At 66.3% G+C, this 19,125-nt stretch carries 18 protein-coding genes and 1 tRNA gene; 9 read left to right on the top strand and 10 right to left on the bottom strand.

Annotation, left to right across the window (positions count from 1 at the left end):
• Positions 1–240: 240 nt before the first annotated feature.
• Together BLA15945_RS36110 and BLA15945_RS36105 are read right to left on the bottom strand one after the other, a co-directional pair.
• Positions 241–774, bottom strand: a complete 534-nt coding sequence (locus BLA15945_RS36110; RefSeq protein WP_174994602.1) for a cytochrome b — start codon at positions 772–774, stop codon at positions 241–243.
• On the bottom strand, positions 771–1,859 hold the full coding sequence (locus BLA15945_RS36105) for a catalase family peroxidase (RefSeq protein ID WP_174994601.1): 1,089 nt from the start codon (positions 1,857–1,859) through the stop codon (positions 771–773). Before BLA15945_RS36105 ends, BLA15945_RS36110 begins: the two co-directional genes overlap by 4 nt.
• 157 nt (positions 1,860–2,016) lie before the next feature.
• Here BLA15945_RS36105 and BLA15945_RS36100 point away from each other — a divergent pair, with 157 nt between their 5' ends.
• Together BLA15945_RS36100 and BLA15945_RS36095 are read left to right on the top strand one after the other, a co-directional pair.
• The gene (locus tag BLA15945_RS36100) at positions 2,017–2,538 is read left to right on the top strand and encodes a sigma-70 family RNA polymerase sigma factor (RefSeq protein WP_059527789.1); all 522 of its coding nucleotides are present in this window, start codon (positions 2,017–2,019) and stop codon (positions 2,536–2,538) included.
• A complete protein-coding gene (locus BLA15945_RS36095; RefSeq protein ID WP_174994600.1) occupies positions 2,535–3,293 on the top strand; it encodes an anti-sigma factor family protein in 759 nt (252 codons plus the stop codon). Before BLA15945_RS36100 ends, BLA15945_RS36095 begins: the two co-directional genes overlap by 4 nt.
• Positions 3,294–3,784: 491 nt before the next feature.
• Here the strand turns inward: BLA15945_RS36095 and BLA15945_RS36090 are convergent, their stop codons facing one another.
• The 4 genes from BLA15945_RS36090 to BLA15945_RS36075 form a co-directional block, all read right to left on the bottom strand.
• Positions 3,785–4,948: a hypothetical protein gene (locus BLA15945_RS36090; RefSeq protein ID WP_174994599.1), complete on the bottom strand. Its 1,164-nt coding sequence runs from the start codon at positions 4,946–4,948 to the stop codon at positions 3,785–3,787.
• Positions 4,949–5,393: 445 nt separating this feature from the next.
• The gene (locus tag BLA15945_RS36085) at positions 5,394–5,711 is read right to left on the bottom strand and encodes a hypothetical protein (RefSeq protein ID WP_174994598.1); all 318 of its coding nucleotides are present in this window, start codon (positions 5,709–5,711) and stop codon (positions 5,394–5,396) included.
• 61 nt (positions 5,712–5,772) lie between these two features.
• Positions 5,773–6,102: a hypothetical protein gene (locus BLA15945_RS36080; protein WP_174994597.1), complete on the bottom strand. Its 330-nt coding sequence runs from the start codon at positions 6,100–6,102 to the stop codon at positions 5,773–5,775.
• A 31-nt stretch (positions 6,103–6,133) separates the two neighbouring features.
• Positions 6,134–6,394, bottom strand: a complete 261-nt coding sequence (locus BLA15945_RS36075; protein WP_233464373.1) for a hypothetical protein — start codon at positions 6,392–6,394, stop codon at positions 6,134–6,136.
• A 587-nt stretch (positions 6,395–6,981) separates the two neighbouring features.
• On the opposite strand from BLA15945_RS36075, the gene BLA15945_RS36070 reads away from it, so the two are divergent.
• Positions 6,982–7,058, top strand: a tRNA-Val gene (locus BLA15945_RS36070).
• A gap of 311 nt (positions 7,059–7,369) precedes the next feature.
• A complete protein-coding gene (locus BLA15945_RS36065; protein ID WP_174994596.1) occupies positions 7,370–7,882 on the top strand; it encodes a DUF2628 domain-containing protein in 513 nt (170 codons plus the stop codon).
• Between the two features lie 87 nt (positions 7,883–7,969).
• Here the strand turns inward: BLA15945_RS36065 and BLA15945_RS36060 are convergent, their stop codons facing one another.
• Positions 7,970–8,851 (bottom strand): sigma-70 family RNA polymerase sigma factor, encoded by an 882-nt coding sequence (locus BLA15945_RS36060; protein ID WP_174994595.1) that lies wholly within the window; start codon positions 8,849–8,851, stop codon positions 7,970–7,972.
• A complete protein-coding gene (locus tag BLA15945_RS36055; RefSeq protein ID WP_174994594.1) occupies positions 8,851–9,327 on the bottom strand; it encodes a carboxymuconolactone decarboxylase family protein in 477 nt (158 codons plus the stop codon). Before BLA15945_RS36055 ends, BLA15945_RS36060 begins: the two co-directional genes overlap by 1 nt.
• 525 nt (positions 9,328–9,852) lie before the next feature.
• On the opposite strand from BLA15945_RS36055, the gene egtB reads away from it, so the two are divergent.
• The 5 genes from egtB (at position 9,853) to BLA15945_RS36030 (ending at position 13,523) form a co-directional block, all read left to right on the top strand.
• A complete protein-coding gene (egtB, locus tag BLA15945_RS36050; RefSeq protein WP_174994593.1) occupies positions 9,853–11,076 on the top strand; it encodes an ergothioneine biosynthesis protein EgtB in 1,224 nt (407 codons plus the stop codon).
• Positions 11,060–12,073: an L-histidine N(alpha)-methyltransferase gene (gene egtD, locus BLA15945_RS36045; protein ID WP_174994592.1), complete on the top strand. Its 1,014-nt coding sequence runs from the start codon at positions 11,060–11,062 to the stop codon at positions 12,071–12,073. Before egtB ends, egtD begins: the two co-directional genes overlap by 17 nt.
• 293 nt (positions 12,074–12,366) lie before the next feature.
• On the top strand, positions 12,367–12,672 hold the full coding sequence (locus tag BLA15945_RS36040; protein WP_021162263.1) for a hypothetical protein: 306 nt from the start codon (positions 12,367–12,369) through the stop codon (positions 12,670–12,672).
• A gap of 37 nt (positions 12,673–12,709) precedes the next feature.
• Positions 12,710–12,964: a hypothetical protein gene (locus BLA15945_RS36035; RefSeq protein WP_174994591.1), complete on the top strand. Its 255-nt coding sequence runs from the start codon at positions 12,710–12,712 to the stop codon at positions 12,962–12,964.
• Between the two features lie 187 nt (positions 12,965–13,151).
• On the top strand, positions 13,152–13,523 hold the full coding sequence (locus BLA15945_RS36030) for a hypothetical protein (protein WP_174994590.1): 372 nt from the start codon (positions 13,152–13,154) through the stop codon (positions 13,521–13,523).
• Between the two features lie 257 nt (positions 13,524–13,780).
• Here BLA15945_RS36030 and BLA15945_RS36025 read toward each other — a convergent pair whose 3' ends face one another.
• Both BLA15945_RS36025 and BLA15945_RS36020 read right to left on the bottom strand, forming a co-directional pair.
• Positions 13,781–16,807, bottom strand: a complete 3,027-nt coding sequence (locus BLA15945_RS36025) for a type III restriction-modification system endonuclease (RefSeq protein WP_174994589.1) — start codon at positions 16,805–16,807, stop codon at positions 13,781–13,783.
• On the bottom strand, positions 16,807–18,825 hold the full coding sequence (locus BLA15945_RS36020) for a site-specific DNA-methyltransferase (protein ID WP_174994588.1): 2,019 nt from the start codon (positions 18,823–18,825) through the stop codon (positions 16,807–16,809). Before BLA15945_RS36020 ends, BLA15945_RS36025 begins: the two co-directional genes overlap by 1 nt.
• Between the last annotated feature and the right edge of the window lie 300 nt (positions 18,826–19,125).

Raw genomic sequence — 19,125 nt, 5'->3', positions numbered from 1 at the left:
ACCACCGGACCTCAACAGCACCGCTTCCCTTCCCTCCCGCGCTGCGTTTCCGTTAGCGCGAAAGAGGCGTGATTCTAAGCACCTGCCTCCATCTCCGCAACCCCCTTTGTGAAATATTTTTGACATGCCGTGCCGGGGGCCGCTGAGCCTCCCTCAGTGCTCATATATAGGCGGCACGGCGGAAGCCGCCTCGGTCACCCGTGAACAGCCCCCGCCGCCGCGAACGCAATCTTGCGTCGATCACCGCCCCACCATCGCCCTCACCACGCCGTCCCGCCGAATCAGCCCGTGATACAGCGCCGCCGCAAAGTGCGCGAGGAACGTCAGGAAGAACAGATAGGCCAGCACGCGATGCGCAACCCTGAGCCAGGCGAACGTGACCGGATCAGCCGAAACGATCGCCGGCAGCTGCACGCCACCGCCCAGCGTCACCGGATAGCCGCCCGCCGACAGCATCGCCCACCCGATCAGCGGCATCGCAATCATCAGCGCATAGAGCACGAGATGCGACCCGTGCGCGGCCACCCGCTGCCACCACGGCAGATCCTCGGGCAGCGCCGGCGGCTTCGACAACACCCGCACCACGATCCGCACGCACACCAGCACCAGCACGGCCACGCCCAGCGGCTTGTGAATCGCCACCAGAATCTCGTGCCGCCCGGAAACAGACGCCACCATCCCCACCCCGATGAACAGCATCGCGAGGATCATCGCGGCCATCACCCAGTGCAGCACCCGCGCCGGCAAGCTAAACGTCGTCGAAGCCTTCATCATCGCCCCTCCCCACTCAATCGCGCCACGCCGGCCACTCCGGCCTCTTCGCTCGTGCGTCGCAGATACGAATCCGCATACGCCGCCGACCGCGCCGCCAGCAACGGATCGCCCGACACCTGAATCCCCTGCGGCAGCACCGTCGGGTCGTAATTCACGTCACGGCATGGCCCGCTGTCCTGCGCCTCCACGCGGTCGAGCACCAGCGTGCCTGCATCGATCGTCGTCCGCTGCGCGGGCCAGACCTTCGTCGCGTCGTCTACCGGATCGCCGGGCTCCGCCAGCGTGACCAGCAGCTTCCACTTCTGCGCACCGGCCGCGATGCGCTGCGTCACGTCCTGCTGGAGCACGTTCGGATCCCCGGCCGTCGCGACATCGCCGGCGCCGGCCGTCTGCTCCGGCACGACGCGCCACCGCACCGCCTGGCGCTTGCCGGCCGCGTCGACGAAGTAGAACGCGTTCAACCCGTAATAGCTTTCGGTGACGTAGCTCGCGCTCGGCTTCGCACCCTTCACCCATTGCAGGAACGCGGCCGCCTCCGGATGCGCGCCGAAAAACGCCTTCACCTTCGCCGGATCGGGCTTGCCCGTCTTCGGATCGGGCCGGGTCGCGAGCGTCTGCTGGTAGAACGCCTGCGGCGTCGCCACCGGAAACACCGGCATCGCGTTCATCCCGGTCCGCCATTGCTCGCCGTCCGGCGCGGTGAGCTTCAGCGCAAGACTGCGGATCGGCACGCTGCTGTCGGGCGCATACGGATTCCCGCCCGGCAACGCGAAGCGCCCGACCACCGGCGTGCGTACCGCCTTGAAGAACGGCGCGACCGAATACGCGCTCGCGGCGCCGTTGCCTTCGAAATAACCGGTCACGCACACGCCCTTCGCGTGATTGCGCCGGAAGCCGGGATGGATGCCGCTGTTGGTCTGCAGCGCGTCGACGAGCCGCTGCGGGGTCAGACGCGCCGGCGCAAGCCAGCCGCCCGCGTAGCCGAACGCGACGGCCACGCCGGCCACCGCGCCGCCGATCACGACCCAGCGCCACCACCCGCGCCCGGGCTCGCGCTGCGGCGAAGAAGAGGAAGATTGCTTCATGAATGCGCTCCCGATCGTCAGATCATTGTCGAACGCGCGTAGGACGCCGCCCGCGCCGCTTTATTCCACGGAAATTTTTTTCGTATGCTGGAGGGAATAATCGGTGCCGCCCGGCGTCCTACGCGGCATCTCGACCCTTTCGGCAACCGGCCCGGCCATGCCCTCCACCGCCCTCGACGACGACGCACTGCGCGAACTCATCCCCAGGCTGCGACGCTTCGCGCTCTGGCTGGCGCGCGACGTCCACGCGGCCGACGATCTCGTTCAGTCGACGCTCGAGCGCGCGCTGTCGCGCTGGACGAGCCGTCGCGACGACGCGTCGCTGCGCAGTTGGCTCTTCACGATCCTGTACCGGCAGTTTCTCGACGGGAAGCGCAGCGCGAAGCGCTACAACTGGCTGCTTGGCCGGATCCGCGACGACGACGAAGCGCACTGGCCGTCCGCCGAACGCGAATTCACGGCGCGCGCGACGCTCGAAGCGTTCGGCCGGCTCTCCGACGAGCAACGCAGCCTGCTGCTGCTCGTCGCCGTCGAGGGCTTCACCTATCAGGAAGTCGCCGACCTGCTCGAGGTGCCGATCGGCACCGTGATGTCGCGGCTCTCCCGCGCGCGCCAGGCGCTGCGCCAGCTCAGCGACGGCGAGCTTCCTGCCCCTTCTCTCCGGTTGATGAAGAAATGAACACGCCTCCGAACGAACACGACCTTCAGGCCTACGTCGACGGCCAGCTCGACGACGAGGCGCGCGCCGCAGTCGAGCGCTATCTCGCGCTGCATCCGGAGCGCGCCGAACAGGTGAAGCAATGGCAGCAAGATGCGCAGCGGTTGCGGGCCGCGCTGGAGAGCGTGCGGATGCCGGCCGATAACCCCGCGCTGGATCCGGCGGCGATTCGCGGCCGGCGGGCGGAACGCTCGCGGATGCGGTTCGCGGTCGCGGCTTCGTTCGTGTTCTGCGTCGGGCTGGGGACGCTGGGCGGGTGGCAGGCGCGCGGCTGGAACGCCGCGCCGCCCATCGCGCCGATGAGCGATGCAATCCAGGCTTACCGGATGATGGTGGTCGATCAGACGGCCAAGGTCGATTACCGGCCGACCGGTGCGGGCGATCTGCAGGGGTGGCTCACCAAACGCGTGGGCGCCTCGGCGAGGCTGCCGGATTTGAGCGCGGCGGGGTTCAGGCCGGTTGGCGGGCGGCTGTTCACGACGGACAGCGGGGCCACGGCTGCGATGGTGCTCTATGAAGACGAGGCCGGGCGGACGCTGAGCTTCTATCTCCGTCCCGCGGAATCGGAACATCGGCTGCTGCCGGCCGGGCAACGCGTGGATGGCGCGTTGCTGGCGCGGTATGGATCGGTGAACGGGCTCAACTATGCCGTGGTCGGGCCGGCCGGGAGTCTTGGGGAGAAGGCAGTCGTGCAGGCGCTCGATCAGCAGACTTGAGTGGTACGATGCGCGCCCGGCTGGCGGTCGATGGTAGCCGCCAGTGCCCGGAAGGATGCGGCTTTGCTGGTTGGGCGCGCTCACGCTCACCATTCGCCTGCACAGCGTTTCGACTGACTTCCCTGGACGGTTGTCCACACCGGAACGGGCTCTGCGCCCTCACCCTTGAAATCACAGGGTTTCCAGTCGCCTCGGAACGAGATATCCACATCGATCACGACGGTCGCCACGCGCTGCCATCGCCCGAATCGCTCACCGTGGTCGAGCACAGCGATGCGAGTCGTTCGGGAGCCGGATATCCACAAGCCGTCATGCCGACCGCGCTCGAACAACAATCGGACTGGCGCATGCACGCGAATCCGCCTACGCAAACGACCAGCCGCCCCTGCACACAGCAGCATTTTCACCACGATGGCCGGTGCGTTCCTGCACCGTCCGAAGTGCGCCCCACACATCGTCGCGTCCTCGATCCAGACGGCTGATGTCGACACTCATGGCACGCACTGAATGTCGGAATCGTTCACCTTCGCCGTATTGCCCTGCGGTGCCCGCATCTCCGGAAATAGTCGCGCAACCGGCTGTTGCGAGGCCACCCAGTCCGGATAATCGGCCTGCATGTCCTGCAACAGCCGGGCGCGGTTGTCTTCGCTATAAGACGCCCGGATCAACGCGAGCGTCGAATAAGGTGCCTTCATGGGCATCTCGAAAGCAGGCAGCTCGCCGAACGCATCCAGCCGGCTCCCGACCACCGCCACTGCGTTCAACGGCGGCAACCCGGACGATCTGGCCTTCATGCGCCGCCAGCTACAGACCTGTTCGACACGCGTCGGGTGTTCCGACAGCGGCACCTCATCGGCCGTCGCCGCCTCCGCTTGCGGCAATTCGACCGCGTAAACGTACGCGGGCTGCGCCTTCCAGGGGTGAGGTCTCTCGGACCACATCCGCCAGTCCCAAAGCGGAAGGTAATCCTCCGGCCAGGTATAGCGGAGTCCCATCCGGTCGCCCCACTTCACAGGTACGCCAATGTTTCCCGGATAGTCGTCACCGAGCACACGCGGCCTAGCGTCGTCATTGCTCACGATCAGATAGAGAACGCCATGCCGGACGAGGATGACAGGAATCGGAAGACGCGGCCCCGGAGACCAGTTACCTACCGAGTATTTGATCGGCGGCAGTATCACGCCGCGCTTGAGAAAGTGCCGGCCGCCATCCTGCGAAAGAAACACATTGACAAGCGGACAGGGAATGTTGCTGGACCACTCGCCATTACATCGGCGACTACGGAACACTCCGCCGAGCAATACGATCGTCTCAGGATCGTCCGTCCGAAAGGTGGTGTACTGCAAGTCGCTTTCGTCGGGAAAAAACGTCGAAATGTGGCGCGCGTCATCGACAAAGCGCCACTCGGCACGCTCGGAGAAGTTGGTGCGTGGAATCAGGATCGGCGCAAGCTTCAACGAGCGATGTGCATCGAACTGCACCCAGGGATAGTAAGGGCCGACGATGATTCTGGGGTCGTTCGTGACCGCCTGCGCACCGGTGCCGATCGTGGCCACCAGAAGCAGCGTCGACAACCGCATTGAAAACGACTTGCGCTTCGCGCTCAGGAACGGCAATTTCGTCGCGCCCCGCATTCGCGCAAGCAATCCGTGCATGGTCTTCGCGCCTCTTTGATTGGTGTTATCTGGCTATGAACCGGCCTCTCGAGCTGCCATCGTATCAGCAGACCGGTGCAGCCCTCCCGGATCGGCATGTCGCAGCCCGGTATCGGAACCACCGCGCATGTCGCCGAAGACGCGCCCCCTCACCGCTCGACTGCACAGCATTTCGAGTCGGATGAGAGCGGGATGTCCACACGCGACTGCCGCACACCATTCCCGCCATGCCGATCTCGCTCACCCGTGGTTTGCACAGCGTTTCGAGTGTGCTGCGGGGTGGTTGTCCACAATCGCACGCCTTTTGCATCGATGGTTTGCGAGGACTCGGCGTTCCACGCAGATGCCCACCGACGCATCCTCCTGCGTTCACCGCTGTTTGCGGATCCGTTATTCACATGCCAGGCGGATGCTGCGCGCGTATCGAACGATATCGGCCATCGAGTCATTTCATCCCGAATATCCCGAGGACTTCACCCGTTTCCGGCGAGATGGCGTATTCGATCGACTTCCCAAGCCGGTTCGCGTTGCCCAGTCCGCGCATGCGTGGAATCAGCTTAACCGGGAATGTGTCGGTGATGACGGCGTCGTCGGGCTCCGGGTCCGCCATCGATGCCCTTCTGTCCTCGATGCAGATCTCGACGTTGGGCAGACCCTGCCCGGCCTTCGCAAAATCCTCATGGGCGAGCTTCAGGCCGAGCACCGTCGCGGTATTGGGCTGGACGGAATATCGTTCGATCGTGCCGAAACTCAGCTTGCTCATCGTGCTCTCCACGCATCACGGATTCATGCTGGTCTGCGGCGCTTGCCGCAGCTCGCGTGATTCAGTCATGCCGTTCGATGACGTATTGCGCCGGCCCGCGCCATGCAACCGAGCGGTACCCGCTTCGAACGACGCCGATCTCCCGGTAATACTCGACGAGTGCCTGCGGGCTCCAGTCGCGGCCCGCCGAGAACAGCGCATCGAGATCGATGAGCGCAGCTACGAGCGCCTGGCGGTCGTTGTCGTCTGCGATCGCACGTTCCCAGCGATCGGAATGCCGAGCAAAGCCCAACCGGATCAGCCCATCTGCGGCAGCCGAGACGTCGGTCACGACAACCGCAACGTGGCCGGCAATGTCCGTCACCAGCATCTCGTCGACAGGTGCCTTCATCGCGCGCTTCGTCCAGTGTCATCCGCTGTGATCACCCTGCCTCCTTCGTGAGCCATCTGACGATCTCTGCGACGTCCTCGCCGGACAGCTTGCCGACAGGATCAACAGACACCCCATAGTCGAGATCGAACTTCACGTTGAACCGCTCGCCCTTGTAGCGGCAATACAGAACGTCGGCTTCCGGGATCGACACGCGTTGCTCGAACACGATGTCGCCCGGATGTTGCTGCATCCGGTACACGACTGTGTCGATATCGAGCGCGTCGAGCCGGGTCAACGAAGAATCGGTCATGTACCGTGAGCCGGTCCACCGGGCCTTTGCATCCTGGATGCCGGCGATTCTACAGACATGACGGCTCACGCATCACCCACGTGCTTCACAGCGTCCCGATTCGTTCCTCTGTTCGCCGCACGCAGTGCATATCCCGAGCGGATCACAGTCGACGGACTGTGCTTATCCAAAGGTGTTAACAGGATTCGTATATATACGTAGTGATAGTTAACAAGCGCTGTGCCCCACAGTGGATAACCTCCGTAACGCACTGAATTTTCAACACGAAGCGGGATGCATAACCATGGGTGTGGCACGTGAACAGCTCCGCGCAGCACAGAACAACTTTTCGTCGATTCACAGACTCGCCGACATATCCTCAATCGTTCCACTGTGAATCCAGAGGCTTGCCGGACGGTTATCCAGAGGGCAATGTGGATAACATCACCCCACCTCGACACGTTTTGCTGTGATGCGAAGCGGTGAAGGCAACGTGTCCGGCATCGCCAGGCACCATCGATCGTCAGCGTCCGCACGCGCCGATTCAAAAAATTTTCACGAAGGGGCTTGTGCTCCTCCAAAACCCTCTCTATAATTCGCGGCTTCTTAGGCTCGTAGCTCAGTTGGTTAGAGCACCACCTTGACATGGTGGGGGTCGTTGGTTCGAATCCAATCGAGCCTACCAACGAACAAAATGAAGGGGTCCGGCAGCACAACTTGCCTACAGGCAATGCGGCTCGCCAAACATACAAACGCCACGCGGCAACATCGCGTGGCGTTTTTCTTTTCCGGTCCGAAACAGCGCAGGGTGCCCCGATGCGTTGCGCGACACACGGCCCGGCCTCGCATCGTCACCGACATCCCGACCCGCCATACAACCGCCATTGCGCGGCGAGTAGAATCGTGTGCATGTCGAAGCGGCTGCACCTCGCGTCGCCCGATTTCCACCGCATCAAAACAACAACGCGCGCGCCGCGCAACCGAGAGCACACGACCATGTCCGAGGTCACGACCGCCGCATCGTCCGCGAGCAACGACGAAGTCACCGCATACGTCGGCAAGAACGCCGGCTGGTTCGAACGAAAATGGGCGATCGCCGAATCGCGCAAGAGCCGGCAGTCGTGGAACTGGGCCGCGTGCTTCCTGGGCCCGGTCTGGATGGCCTATCGATGCATGTACTGGCAGGCGGCCGCGGTGCTGGGCGTCACGCTCGGCATCACGCTGGTCGAGCTGCTGTACTTCCCGAGATACTTCGAATCGAGCACGCTCGACCCGGTCACGATCGGGATCGCGGTGTCGCTCGGCTGGTACGGGAACGGCATCTACAAGACGCACGTCGAACGCAGGATCGAGAAGCTGCGCCCGAACGCGACATCCCGCGAATCGTTTCTTGCGCTGCTGGAGGCGCAAGGCGGCACGAACTGGCTTGCGGCGACGGGCTTTGCGATCGCCACGCCGATGCTCGGCCTCCTGATGATCTTCTTTCGCAACGTCGTCGTCGCGATGTAGTAACGGGCGACCGGCAAAGCAGGGCGGCGAAAGCAGGAAGGCGCGAGTGGAGGGCGGCCACGCCGTGCTGGCGCACGGCAGCCGCACTCAATGCAGATGCTTCAACTTGTCAGGATTCCGCACGACATAGATCGCGACGATCTTCCCGTCGTCGATCTCGAGCGCAGTGGTCTGCAGCTCGCCGTCCGCTTCCAGCGTGACGAACCCCGGCAGCCCGTTGATGAACCCGGCCCGCACGAGTTTCGACGCATGCGTCGCGAACAGCCCGGCCAGGTACTCGTGCACCTTCATCACCGGTTCGAAGCCGAACACCGGCTTGCCGGCCGCCGTGCGCTTGCCGCCGCCATCGGAATGCAGGCTCACGTCCTCGGCGAGCATCGCGCCGAGCGTGCGCATGTCGCCGCTGCGTGACGCCGCGAAGAACGCCTCGGCCAGTTCGATCCCGCGCTGCTTCTCGACATGAAACCGCGGCCGCGCCTCGCGCACGTGCGTACGCGCCCGCGCGGCGAGCTGCCGGCACGCGGCCGCATCGCGCTGGATCGTCGTGGCCACTTCGTCGAACTCGAGGCCGAACACGTCGTGCAGCAGGAACGCCGCGCGTTCGAGCGGCGAGAGCCGTTCGAGCGCGAGCAGCAGCGGCAGCGTGACGTCTTCCTGTTCATCTTCCTCGACGACCGGCTCGGGCAGCCACGGGCCGATATAGGTCTCGCGCTGATGCCGCGCAGACTTCAGCTGATCGAGGCACATGCGCATCACCATGCGGCGCAGGAACGCCTCGGGTACGCGCACCTCGGTACGGTCGACGTCCATCCAGCGGATGAACGCGTCCTGCACCATGTCCTCGGCATCCGCGACGGAACCGAGCATCCGGTATGCGACGCGGATCAGCGTGCGACGCAGCGGGTCGAAGCTCGCCGCCGCGTCGGCCCGTGCTTCGGCGCTGCCCTTGGCCGGGTCGAGGTTCGTCATCAGGCCACCATCTTCGCGGCGGCGGCCTTCGCGTCGGCCGGCTCGATCCACAGCCCGAAGCCGACGGCGAGCCGGTTCCAGCCATTGATCACGTTGATCATCAGCGTGAGTTTCACCTGTTCCTCCTGGCTGAAATGGTCGTTCAGCGCCGAGTAGGCCGCTTCGTGCGCCGCGTGGCCTTCCGACAGCCGCGTGAGCGCCTCGGTCCAGCCGAGCGCCGCGCGTTCGCGGTCGGTGTAGCAGGGCGCTTCGCGCCACGCGGCGAGCAGGTAGATGCGCTGCTCGGTCTCGCCTTGCTCGCGCGCCTCGGCGGTGTGCATGTTAATGCAGTTCGCGCACGCGTTGATCTGCGATGCGCGGATCTTGACCAGCTCGATCAGCGTCGGCTCGAGGCTCCCGGCAGCGGCGACCGACACGGTCATCCAGCTCTTCATCAGTGCGGGGGCGGCGGCAAACGGATTGAGTTTCGCAGTCATGGTTCCTTCTCCTTTCGTGTGGGTTCCGGTGATATGACGAGCGAGCCCCCCGCATGTGTGACATCGGCACAAAAAATTCTTGAAGCGCGTGTGGATGCGGACCGCAAGTGAAGCGCGGAGCGGTTCGACGCCATGCCGATGACCGCGCACGACAGCGTTCATCAGACAAACTCGCGCGCCGCGCGGCTGTCATGGGCCGTCAGTAGCCGCCCGCGCAGGCCGGCACGCGGCAAAGCCCGCCCGGACAGGCATCCCCGCATCGTCACGCCTCCGACACACGCGAAACCGACACTTTCATTTCTCTTTCGATCGCGTTTCGCCGGCATCCCGATTCGCAGCATTCACATTTCTGGCCCATACTGTTCTGCACGGGCAGATGAAGTGACGCCGCATCTGCGGCCCGGCGCGCGCGCCGGCTGCCCGTCGACGCAGCAGCAGGTCGCACGTCAGCCGCGCGCATCACGCGCAAGGCTTTCCCTTTTCCGGCAACGCAACGCAGCGAATCGCGACGTGGACGGTAAACCGATGAGCCTCCTTGCATCACAGCTTCAGCGCCGTTACCAGGACGTGCGCACCCATAGCGTCGCGTTGACCGCGACGCTGTCCGCCGAAGACCAGGCCGTGCAGTCGATGCCCGACGCGAGTCCGACGAAATGGCATCTCGCGCATACGACCTGGTTCTTCGAAACCGTCGTGCTGATGCGCCGCGTGCCCGGCTACGCGCCGTTCGACGACGCGTTCCAGTTCCTCTTCAATTCCTATTACGAAGCGCTCGGCCCGCGCCATCCGCGGCCGCAGCGCGGGCTGCTCACGCGCCCGTCGCTCGACGAGGTGCATGCGTACCGGCAATACGTCGACGACGCGATGCTGCGCGCGCTGGCCGGCGCCGATGCGGCGCTGCTCGATGCGATCGCGCCCGAGGTCGTGCTCGGCCTGCACCACGAGCAGCAGCACCAGGAGCTGATCGTCACCGACATGCTGCATGCGTTTTCGTGCAATCCGCTGAAGCCGGCGTTCCGGCCGCGCAACGGGATGGACGGCGACGCAATGGCCGCGGGTGACGCAGGCGCGCAGCGCTGGCTGCATCAGCCGGGCGGGCTCGTCGAGATCGGCCACGACGGCAACGCGTTCTCGTTCGACAACGAACGGCCGCGCCACACGGCGCTCGTGCGGCCGTACGAGATCGCGAACCGTCTCGTGACGAATGCGGAATTCGCGGCATTCGTCGCCGACGGCGGCTATGTGCGCCCCGAGTTCTGGCTGTCGGACGGCTGGGCCACGGTGCAGCGGGAAGGGTGGCAAGGGCCCGCGTACTGGATGCCCGACGACGACGATGCGGCCGCCACGCGCGTGCGGCGCACGTTCGGCCTGCACGGCGTCGAACCGCTCGCGCCCGATGCACCGGTGTGCCACGTGAGCTTCTACGAAGCGGCCGCGTATGCGGAATGGGCCGGCGCGCGGCTGCCGACCGAATTCGAATGGGAAACTGCGTTCCCCGCCGAAGGCATCCAGCAGATGCTCGGGCACGTATGGCAGTGGACGCGTTCGTCCTACGAGCCGTATCCGGGCTTTCGGCCGCTCGCGGGCGTCGCGGCCGAATACAACGGCAAGTTCATGGTCGGCCAGCAGGTCCTGCGCGGCAGCAGCATCGCGACGCCGCCGGGGCACGAACGGCCGACGTACCGCAATTTCTTTCCGCCGGCGGCACGCTGGCAATTCACGGGGGTGCGACTTGCGCGAGACGTCTGACCTGACGGCCACGAGCGGTGGCCAGCAACCCGCCCGCGATTCGCGGCCGAGCGCGTTCGAGCGCGACCTGATCGACGGACTGTCGCGCACGCCGCGCAGCATTTCGCCGAAATACTTCTACGATACGGCCGGCTCCGCGCTGTTCGATCGCATCTGCGAACTGCCCGAGTACTATCCGACGCGCACCGAGCTCGGCATCCTGCGCGATCGCGCGGCCGAGATCGTGCGGCGCGTCGGCCCGCATGCGGACATCGTCGAATTCGGCGCCGGCTCGCTCGAGAAGATCCGCGTGCTGCTCGACGCGTTCGCGGGCAACTATGCGAACGCGCCGGCACGCTACGTGCCGGTCGACATCTCGGCCGATTACCTGCACGGCGCGGCCGCGCGGCTGCGATCGGCCTATCCGTGGCTCGACGTCGCGCCGCTCGCGGCCGACTACACGAAGGCCGAGCAGCTGGCCGAGCTGACCGAGACGCCGAGGCGGCGGATCGGCTTCTTTCCCGGCTCGACGATCGGCAACTTCTCGCCGGAAGAAGCCGACGCGTTCCTGCGCGATGCCGCGCGGCTGCTGCGCGGCGGCGGCCTGCTGGTGGGCGCCGATCTCGTGAAGGACGAGCGCACGCTGCATCACGCGTACAACGACGCGCAAGGCGTGACCGCGCAGTTCAACCTGAACCTGCTGGTGCGCGCGAACGCGGAGCTCGGCGCGGACTTCGACGTCGACGCGTTCTCGCATTGCGCGTTCTACGACCGCGAGCGGCAGCGCATCGAGATGCATCTCGTCAGCGACATCGCGCAGACGGTGCATGTGCGCGGCCACGCGTTCCGCTTCGAAGCCGGCGAGCGCATCCACACGGAGAACTCGCACAAGTTCACGATCGACGGCTTTCACGCGATCGCGCGCCGCGCAGGATTCGAGCCCGATACCGTGTGGACCGATGCGGACAACCTGTTCAGCGTTCACTGGCTGCGCAGCGTCGACGATATCCGCGCGTAGCGCCTGCTGTTGCGAACCGCTCGCGCCGCACGGTGCGGGCGGTTCGCTTGCCGCGCACGCCGGCGAGCCCGCTCGAATCGCCCGGTTTCGTGCCGAATCTTCCTTTTTTACCGGCTCGATGCACCGCTGCAACGGTGTTTCGAGTGCGGTCTCTCCCTTGTCCCGCAAGGCTTTGCGGGCATCCGTAAACGTCCGTTACCTGTCTCGCATACCCGTTTCACCTGTGTCCGTGTCCGGTGCCTAGACTCCGAACCGTATTCACATGACGCACGACACGTGCAGGGAGTCGCGAGATGAGCAAGAAACTTATTCTCGGTGCAGTTCTCGGTGTAGCGGCGCTGGCAGCTTCGGGCGTCGCGTCGGCCCACGTCGACCTGTCGGTCGGCATCGGCGTGCCGGGCGTCTACGCGGCGCCCGCACCGGTCTACGTCGCGCCGCCGCCGCCCGTCATGTACGCGCCGGTCGGCTACCGCGATGACGGCTGGCGCGGCGATGGCTGGCGTCAGCGCGAATGGCGAGAACACGAGTGGCGCCGCCGTGAATGGCGCGAGCACGAGTGGCGCGACCGCGGCGGCTGGCGCGGCGGCCGCTGGGACTAAGCGGCCCGACTGATCACCACAAGAGGAGAGTGACAACATGATGCCCATTCGACACATCAGGCTGTGCGCCGCCGCCGCTGTCGTTGCGCTCGCAACGATCGGCAGCGCGCACGCGGCGGGCTGCATGAAGGGTGCGGTGGTCGGTGGGGTCGCCGGCCACTACGCGGGGCACCACGCGGTCGTCGGTGCGGTCGGCGGCTGTATCGTCGGCCACCACATGGCGAAGAAGCAGGCGCAGGAGCAGGCCGCGCAGCACAAGGCCGCCGTGCAGGGCATGCAGCCGGCGCAGTAAGCACTTCATCACCGGGGCGGCGCTGCGGCGCCGCCACCGCCTGCCTCGTTCCCCGTTCATGCAAGACCCGGATTGATCCGACGAATGCGCGGCGCGCGCATCGTTACGATCATTTACAACGTCGTGTGGCGCGGATTTTGCGCGTTCATAGAATGCAGTCACACGAACGCGCTCCAGGGAGCACAAGATGAAACAGCAACGAACTCTGTCCGTACTGATGGCCGCGCTATTCGCGCTCGGCTCGGTGTCCGCCTACGCGGCGGCCGGCGGCAACGGCGGCGGTCATGGCGCAGGCGGCTCGGGCGGCAACGCGGGCGGCATGTCCGGCGGCCACATGAGCGGCCAGGCGCTGAGCAGCTCGAACGGCATGCACGCGGGCGACCGCGACAAGGGCCTGTCGCGCGCGGCCGACCGCTCGGACACGATCGCCGATCGCGCCGGCGTGCAGCCGGGCCACGGTCACACGCACGGGCATGCGCATGGCCATCCCGCGCATGCGTCGACGTCCACGCATCATTCGCATCATTCGCATCACAACGCATTCGGACGCACGCTGTAAGCACGGCGAACGCATGCGATGAAAGGGCGCTTCGGCGCCCTTTTTTCATGGCGGAAACGCAACGCGGCTGCCGCGCGGAAACGTCGTGCCGACCCGATTTGCAACCAGCCGTAACCGCGCTGCGTTCAGGCAAGAATACGGTTAGCTTTCGCGTGGACGACAGACGAGAAATCGGCGCGTGAAGAGCGCGCCGCGACGGTGTCTGGCAGGCCCGATCAACGTTAAAAAAAAGGGCGGCTCATCGCCGCCCCTTCGTCTTACCGCCCGGCGCTCGCCAGCGGCACCGCAGGCTCGAACAACGCGTCGGCCTGGCGCACGCGCACGAAGCGCGCCGCGCCGTCGCCATCGACCAGCGCACGGAAATGCGCTTCGCCGCACGCGAGCTTCGCGCGCTCGTGTTCGCTCGGCACGGGGCCGTCCGTATTCGGCGTATCGACGACGAAATACAGCCGCTCGCCGCCGTCTTGTTCCGCAAGTACGGCCCAGTCCGGATGATAGCTGCCGAGCGGCGTCTGCACGCGGAACCACGCGGGCAGCTTCGCGTACAGCTTCACGCCGTCGTGCGCTTCGAGCGCATCGGCGAATACACGCTCCGCGTCCGTCTCGCACACCACCGCTTCGTGAATCGACTTCTGCGCGTCGGGCCGCAGGTTGCGCAGGTAACCGGTCAGCGCTTCGCTCTCGAACGATTCGAGCGCATGCACGTGGCGCTCGCCGAGCTTGCGGTACGCGATGCCCGCGACCAGCGCGTGGCGCTTGCAGCGGTTGATCGCATCGGCCGCGACCGTGATGAACTGCTGCGGATTCACGCGGAAGTCGTCGAGCCGGCCGCTGTCGGCCAGGATCGTCGCAAGCGAACGGCGCGTGAGCTGCGTGCGGTCCTGCAGCTCGGTGAGCAGGTCGGGCAGCGGCAGCTCGCCTTCGTCGATCAGCACGGTGCCGGCGCCGGCCACCTCGATCGCCTCGATGCCGGCCTTGCCGATGTCGATCTCGGCCTTGCGCCACTGCAGCCGCGCACGCGCGATGTCCGGCGCGTCGTGCAGCGCGGCCGTGCAGTCGCGCACGAGCTTCGCGTTGTCGAACTCGACGCGATACACGGTGCGATGGCGGATCCGGTCCCACAGCGCGCGGAACTCGTCGCCGAACACGACGGCCTTGCCCGACGCATCGCGCCGCAACGCGATCGCGCGGCGCTCGTCGGCGTTGCGCACCGCGAAGCGGCCCGACAGCTTGCGCAGCGTCGCGACGATCGGCGCGCGCAGCATCTCGAACGCATCGGGCAGCACCAGCGCGCTCTGGCGCAGCGCATCCTTCAGCCGGTCGAGCACCTTGCCTTGCGCGTCGACGTAGCCCTGCTCGTGCAGGTGATTCCACAGCACGCACGACAGCTCGATGCCGAGCGCATGCGCGGGCCCGTCGCCTTCCTGCACGGGCAGCGCCGCGAACTGGTGTTCCTCGACGATGCCGAAACGGATGCCCGTATCGGCCTCGATTTCCTTCTGCAGGTTCTCCGCGAACGACTCGTAGCGCTCGGTCGCGATCACGGTGAGCGTGTTTACGCCGGCGTCGCGCACGCGTTCGCCGTCCTGGTCGACGGCGAGGCGCAGCCCGCGGCCGAGCGTCTGGCGGCGCTCGCGCTCGGTCTGGATGTCGCGCAGCGTGCAGATCTGGAACACGTTCGGGTTGTCCCAGCCTTCCTTCAGCGCCGAGTGCGAGAAGATGAACTTCAGCGGCGTGTCGAACGACAGCAGCGCTTCCTTCTCGCGCATGATCAGGCCGTACGCACGCTCCGCGTTCTCGCGCGCCGCCGCGCTGCTTTCGCTCGTGTCGGTCCAGCCGCCCTTGCGGTCGATCGAGAAGTAGCCGTTGTGTGCGCGCCCGACTTCGAGCGCGACGTCGACGCCGTCGAACAGCGCACGGTAGGCCGGCACGCGCGCCGCGCGCGCATATTCCTCTTCGAAGATCAGCGCGTAGTCGCCCTTCACGGGCATGCCGTTCTCGTCGTAGCGGCGATAGCGTTCGACCGAATCGACGAAGAACAGCGACAGCACCTTCACGCCGCGCTCCGCGAGGCGCAGCTCCTTGTCGAGATGCTCGCGGATCGTGCGGCGGATCATCTCGCGCTGCACGGCGAGCGTGTCGATGTCGCCGAACGCCTCGCCGAGCGACAGGAATGCCTCGCCCTCCGGATGGCGCAGCTCGACGTACTCGGCGCCCTTCACCGCATGCACTTCGCCGATCCGCAGCCCCGCATACAGCGCGCGCCTGGTCAGGCGTTCGAGATCGTCGCCGTCGGTGGCCGTCACGATCTGGCGCTTCACGCCGGCCGTCGTCGCGACATCCAGCTCGACGCGCGCGCTGATCGCGCCGCGCCGGTTCGACACGCCGACAAGCCGCAGGTACGGCTTGTTGTGCGCATCCTCGACGATCGCCGACGCAATCTCGATCTGCTTGACGAGCTTGCGCTCGTACGCGTCGACCGCGTCGAGCCGGTACACCATGTGGTGACGGTCGACGTGCGTGGCCGAATAGCGCAGCGTGCAGAGCGGCGCCATCGCGGCGAGCGCTTCGCGGCCGCGGCCTTCGAGGCCGCCGTCGACGCTCTGCGGCTCGTCGACGATCACGATCGGCCGCGTCGCGCGGATCAGGTCGATCGGCTTCTCGCCGCCGGTCTTCTCGCTGTCCTTGTAGAGGTTGTTGATTTCCTTCTTGTTGATCGCGGCCACCGTCATCACCATGACCTGGATCGCCGCGCTCGCCGCGAAGTGGCGCACCTGGCCGAGCTTCGCGGAGTCGTACAGGAAGTAGTCGTACGGCACGCCCGCGTACAGCGCGCGGAAATGATCCTCGGTGATGGACAGCGTCTTGTGCACGCCTTCCTTGATCGCGATCGACGGCACGACGATCACGAACTTCGTGAAGCCGTAGCGGCGGTTCAGCTCGAAGATCGTGCGCAGGTACACATAGGTCTTGCCGGTGCCGGTCTCCATCTCGACGGTGAAGTCGCGCGAGCCCGGCTGGCCGGACGGCGGCAGCCCGCCGCGCAGCTGCACGTCGGCGAGATTGCGCGCGAGCGCGTCGTCGGTCAGCGACAGCCGGTTGCCGACGCCCTGTTCCGACACCGCGAAGCCGAGCGAGCCTTGCGCGGCGGCCGTCGTGCCGGGCGCGGCGTTCGCGAGCACGCTGAAGTCGCCGCGATACGATTCCTGCCCGCGAAACAGGTCGCAGACGGCGTCGATCGCCTCGCGCTGGTAGTCGAGATCCGCTTCGAAATGCAGCCGCATCACAGGCTCCGCACGCGCTTCACGCCGTGCTGTTCGAGCAGCGCGGCGAGATTGAGCTTCGCGACGTCGTCGACGAAGCCGCTGTCGCGGAACAGGCACGTGACGTCGCGCGTGGCGCCGGTCGCGTCGAGCAGGTCGACGATGCCGTCGGCGAGCGGGCCCGCGTCGTCGCGCGCGATGCGCGCATCGAAGCACGCGACGATCGAGCGGCCGATCAGGTGCACGGTCTTGCCCGCCACCTGGTGATGCTCGACCGGCGTGCACAGGTCGAGGCCGAGCTTCAGCGTCAGCTCGGCGAGCAGGTCGTCCTCGGTGCGGCCGGTCTTCACGTGTTCGACGGACGCGAACAGCGCGTGGTCGAAATCGTCGCGGCGCGGATCCCACTCGATCACGTTGGTCGTGTCGAGCCGGTACACGCGGAAGCCGAGGTCGCCATAGCTTTCCGGATAGTCGCGCGCGACCTGCTGCGCGGTGCGGCGCAGGCGTTCCTTGGTGATTTCGGCGAGCGTCAGCGGCTTTTTCAGCTTCGCGCAGAAATCGGCGGCCGCCAGTTGCGTCTTGTCGCGGCGATCGAGCGCTTCGGGCAACTGCACGAGGATGTAGCGGCGCGCGCCGCCGTCGGTCGCGTTCACCTGCATCACCGCGTGGCCGGTCGAGCCGGAGCCCGCGAAGCAGTCGAGCACGATGTCGTCGCCGCGCGTGCACCAGCCGATCACGGCCGCCGCGAAGTCGACCGGCTTCGGCAGGTCGAACGGGATGCCGAGCGTCTTCAGCAGCGCGTCGTCGGAGCCGGCGAACGGCAGCACCGACGGCACGTTCTCGTACATGTTCTCGTCGAGATAGTAGATCCGCTGCGGCTGCGTGCTTTCATCCGCGCCGAATTCGATCTGGCCGCGCTCGATCAGCGCCTGCATCGTCGCGGGCGGGTTGCGCCAGCCGCGCGCCGGCATCGCGCACGGCTTGCCGGTGACCGGGTGGATCAGCGGCGTGAAATATTCTTCCGGCGCCTTCTTCTTGTTCGGCCAGGCCATCGACACGAGGCGGTACACGCGGCCTTCTTCCGACAGCCGGTCGTACATCACCTCGCCGCCGGACAGGTTGGTCTGCGCCTTCATCCACGCGCGGTAGGCCTTCTGCGCGTCCTTTGCGTTGCCGCTGCGGTACACCGCGTCGTGCGCGGCATCGAGCATGCGCTGCGCATTGCGCTTCGGGCGCTTGAGCGGCGCCTGTTCGAGCAGCGTCTCGGCGTTGCGCGCGAACAGCACCAGCGATTCGTGCTGGTACGCGACGCCGCGCGCGTCGCCCTTCGGGTTGCGCTTGTCCCACACGGCCACGCCGAGCTCGTTCTCCTCGCCGAAGATCTCGCGCAGCATCAGCACGAGCGCATGCACTTCGTGCTCGTCGATGTGCACGGCGATCAGCCCTTCGTCCGACAGCAGCGCGTGCGCGAGCTTCAGGCGCGGGTACATCATGTTCAGCCAGTCGGTGTGGAACCGGCCGTTCGCCTCGGTGTTGGTGCTGCGCTTCACGCCGCCCTGGGTCTGCCCGGTCATCGCCAGGTAGTGGCGGATGCTGTCGCTGAAGTCGTCCGGATAGACGAAATCGCTGCCGGTGTTGTACGGCGGGTCGATGTAGACGAGCTTCACCTTGCCTGCGTAACTCTTGTGCAGCAGCTTCATCACGTCGAGGTTGTCGCCCTCGATCACGAGATGGCGCGTGTCGTCCCACGCGACGCTGTCGTCGGGGCAGGGCCGCAGCGTGCCCGTCGACGGCGTGAGCGCGGCCTGGCGCGCGCTGCGCTTGCCGTGCCAGTGGAAGCCGTAGCGCTCGTCGGCGTCGCCGACCGTGCGTTCGCCGATCAGCGCCTTCAGCACGTCGACGTCGACCGACGCGCCGTCCGGGCCTTCGGTCACGAGTTCGGGGAACAGCGCCTTCAGGCGCGCGACGTTGTCGGCGGTGAAATCCGTCGACATCGCCTGCGGGCTGGCCGCATCGAGTTTCTGCATCGTCTTTTCCATCGGAGCCCGGCCGCGCGCGCCAGGACGTCGGGCGTGCTCACGGCACCGGCGGCAATGGCCGCCCGGGCAAACCCGAAACGCTATCGAGTCGGTCGGCGCAGGTCAAGCGCGGATGTGAGCCGATCGTGCGGGCATCGGCCGCGATCGCCCGCCGGACGGGCCGCAAGCGGTTTCGGGCCGGTTGTCGCACGGGGCCGCCGGCGGCACCGGGAACAGGACGAAAAAAAGGGCACGGTCGGCATCAAGCGCCGGCGTGCCCGCATGGAGAATCCCGGATGGAGGGTGCGGCGGGGCCCGAAG

This window comes from Burkholderia arboris (genome assembly GCF_902499125.1).
Classification (GTDB): domain Bacteria; phylum Pseudomonadota; class Gammaproteobacteria; order Burkholderiales; family Burkholderiaceae; genus Burkholderia; species Burkholderia arboris.
Note: the sequence above shows the minus strand (reverse complement) of the source record. Positions and strands in the feature narration are given on the sequence as shown.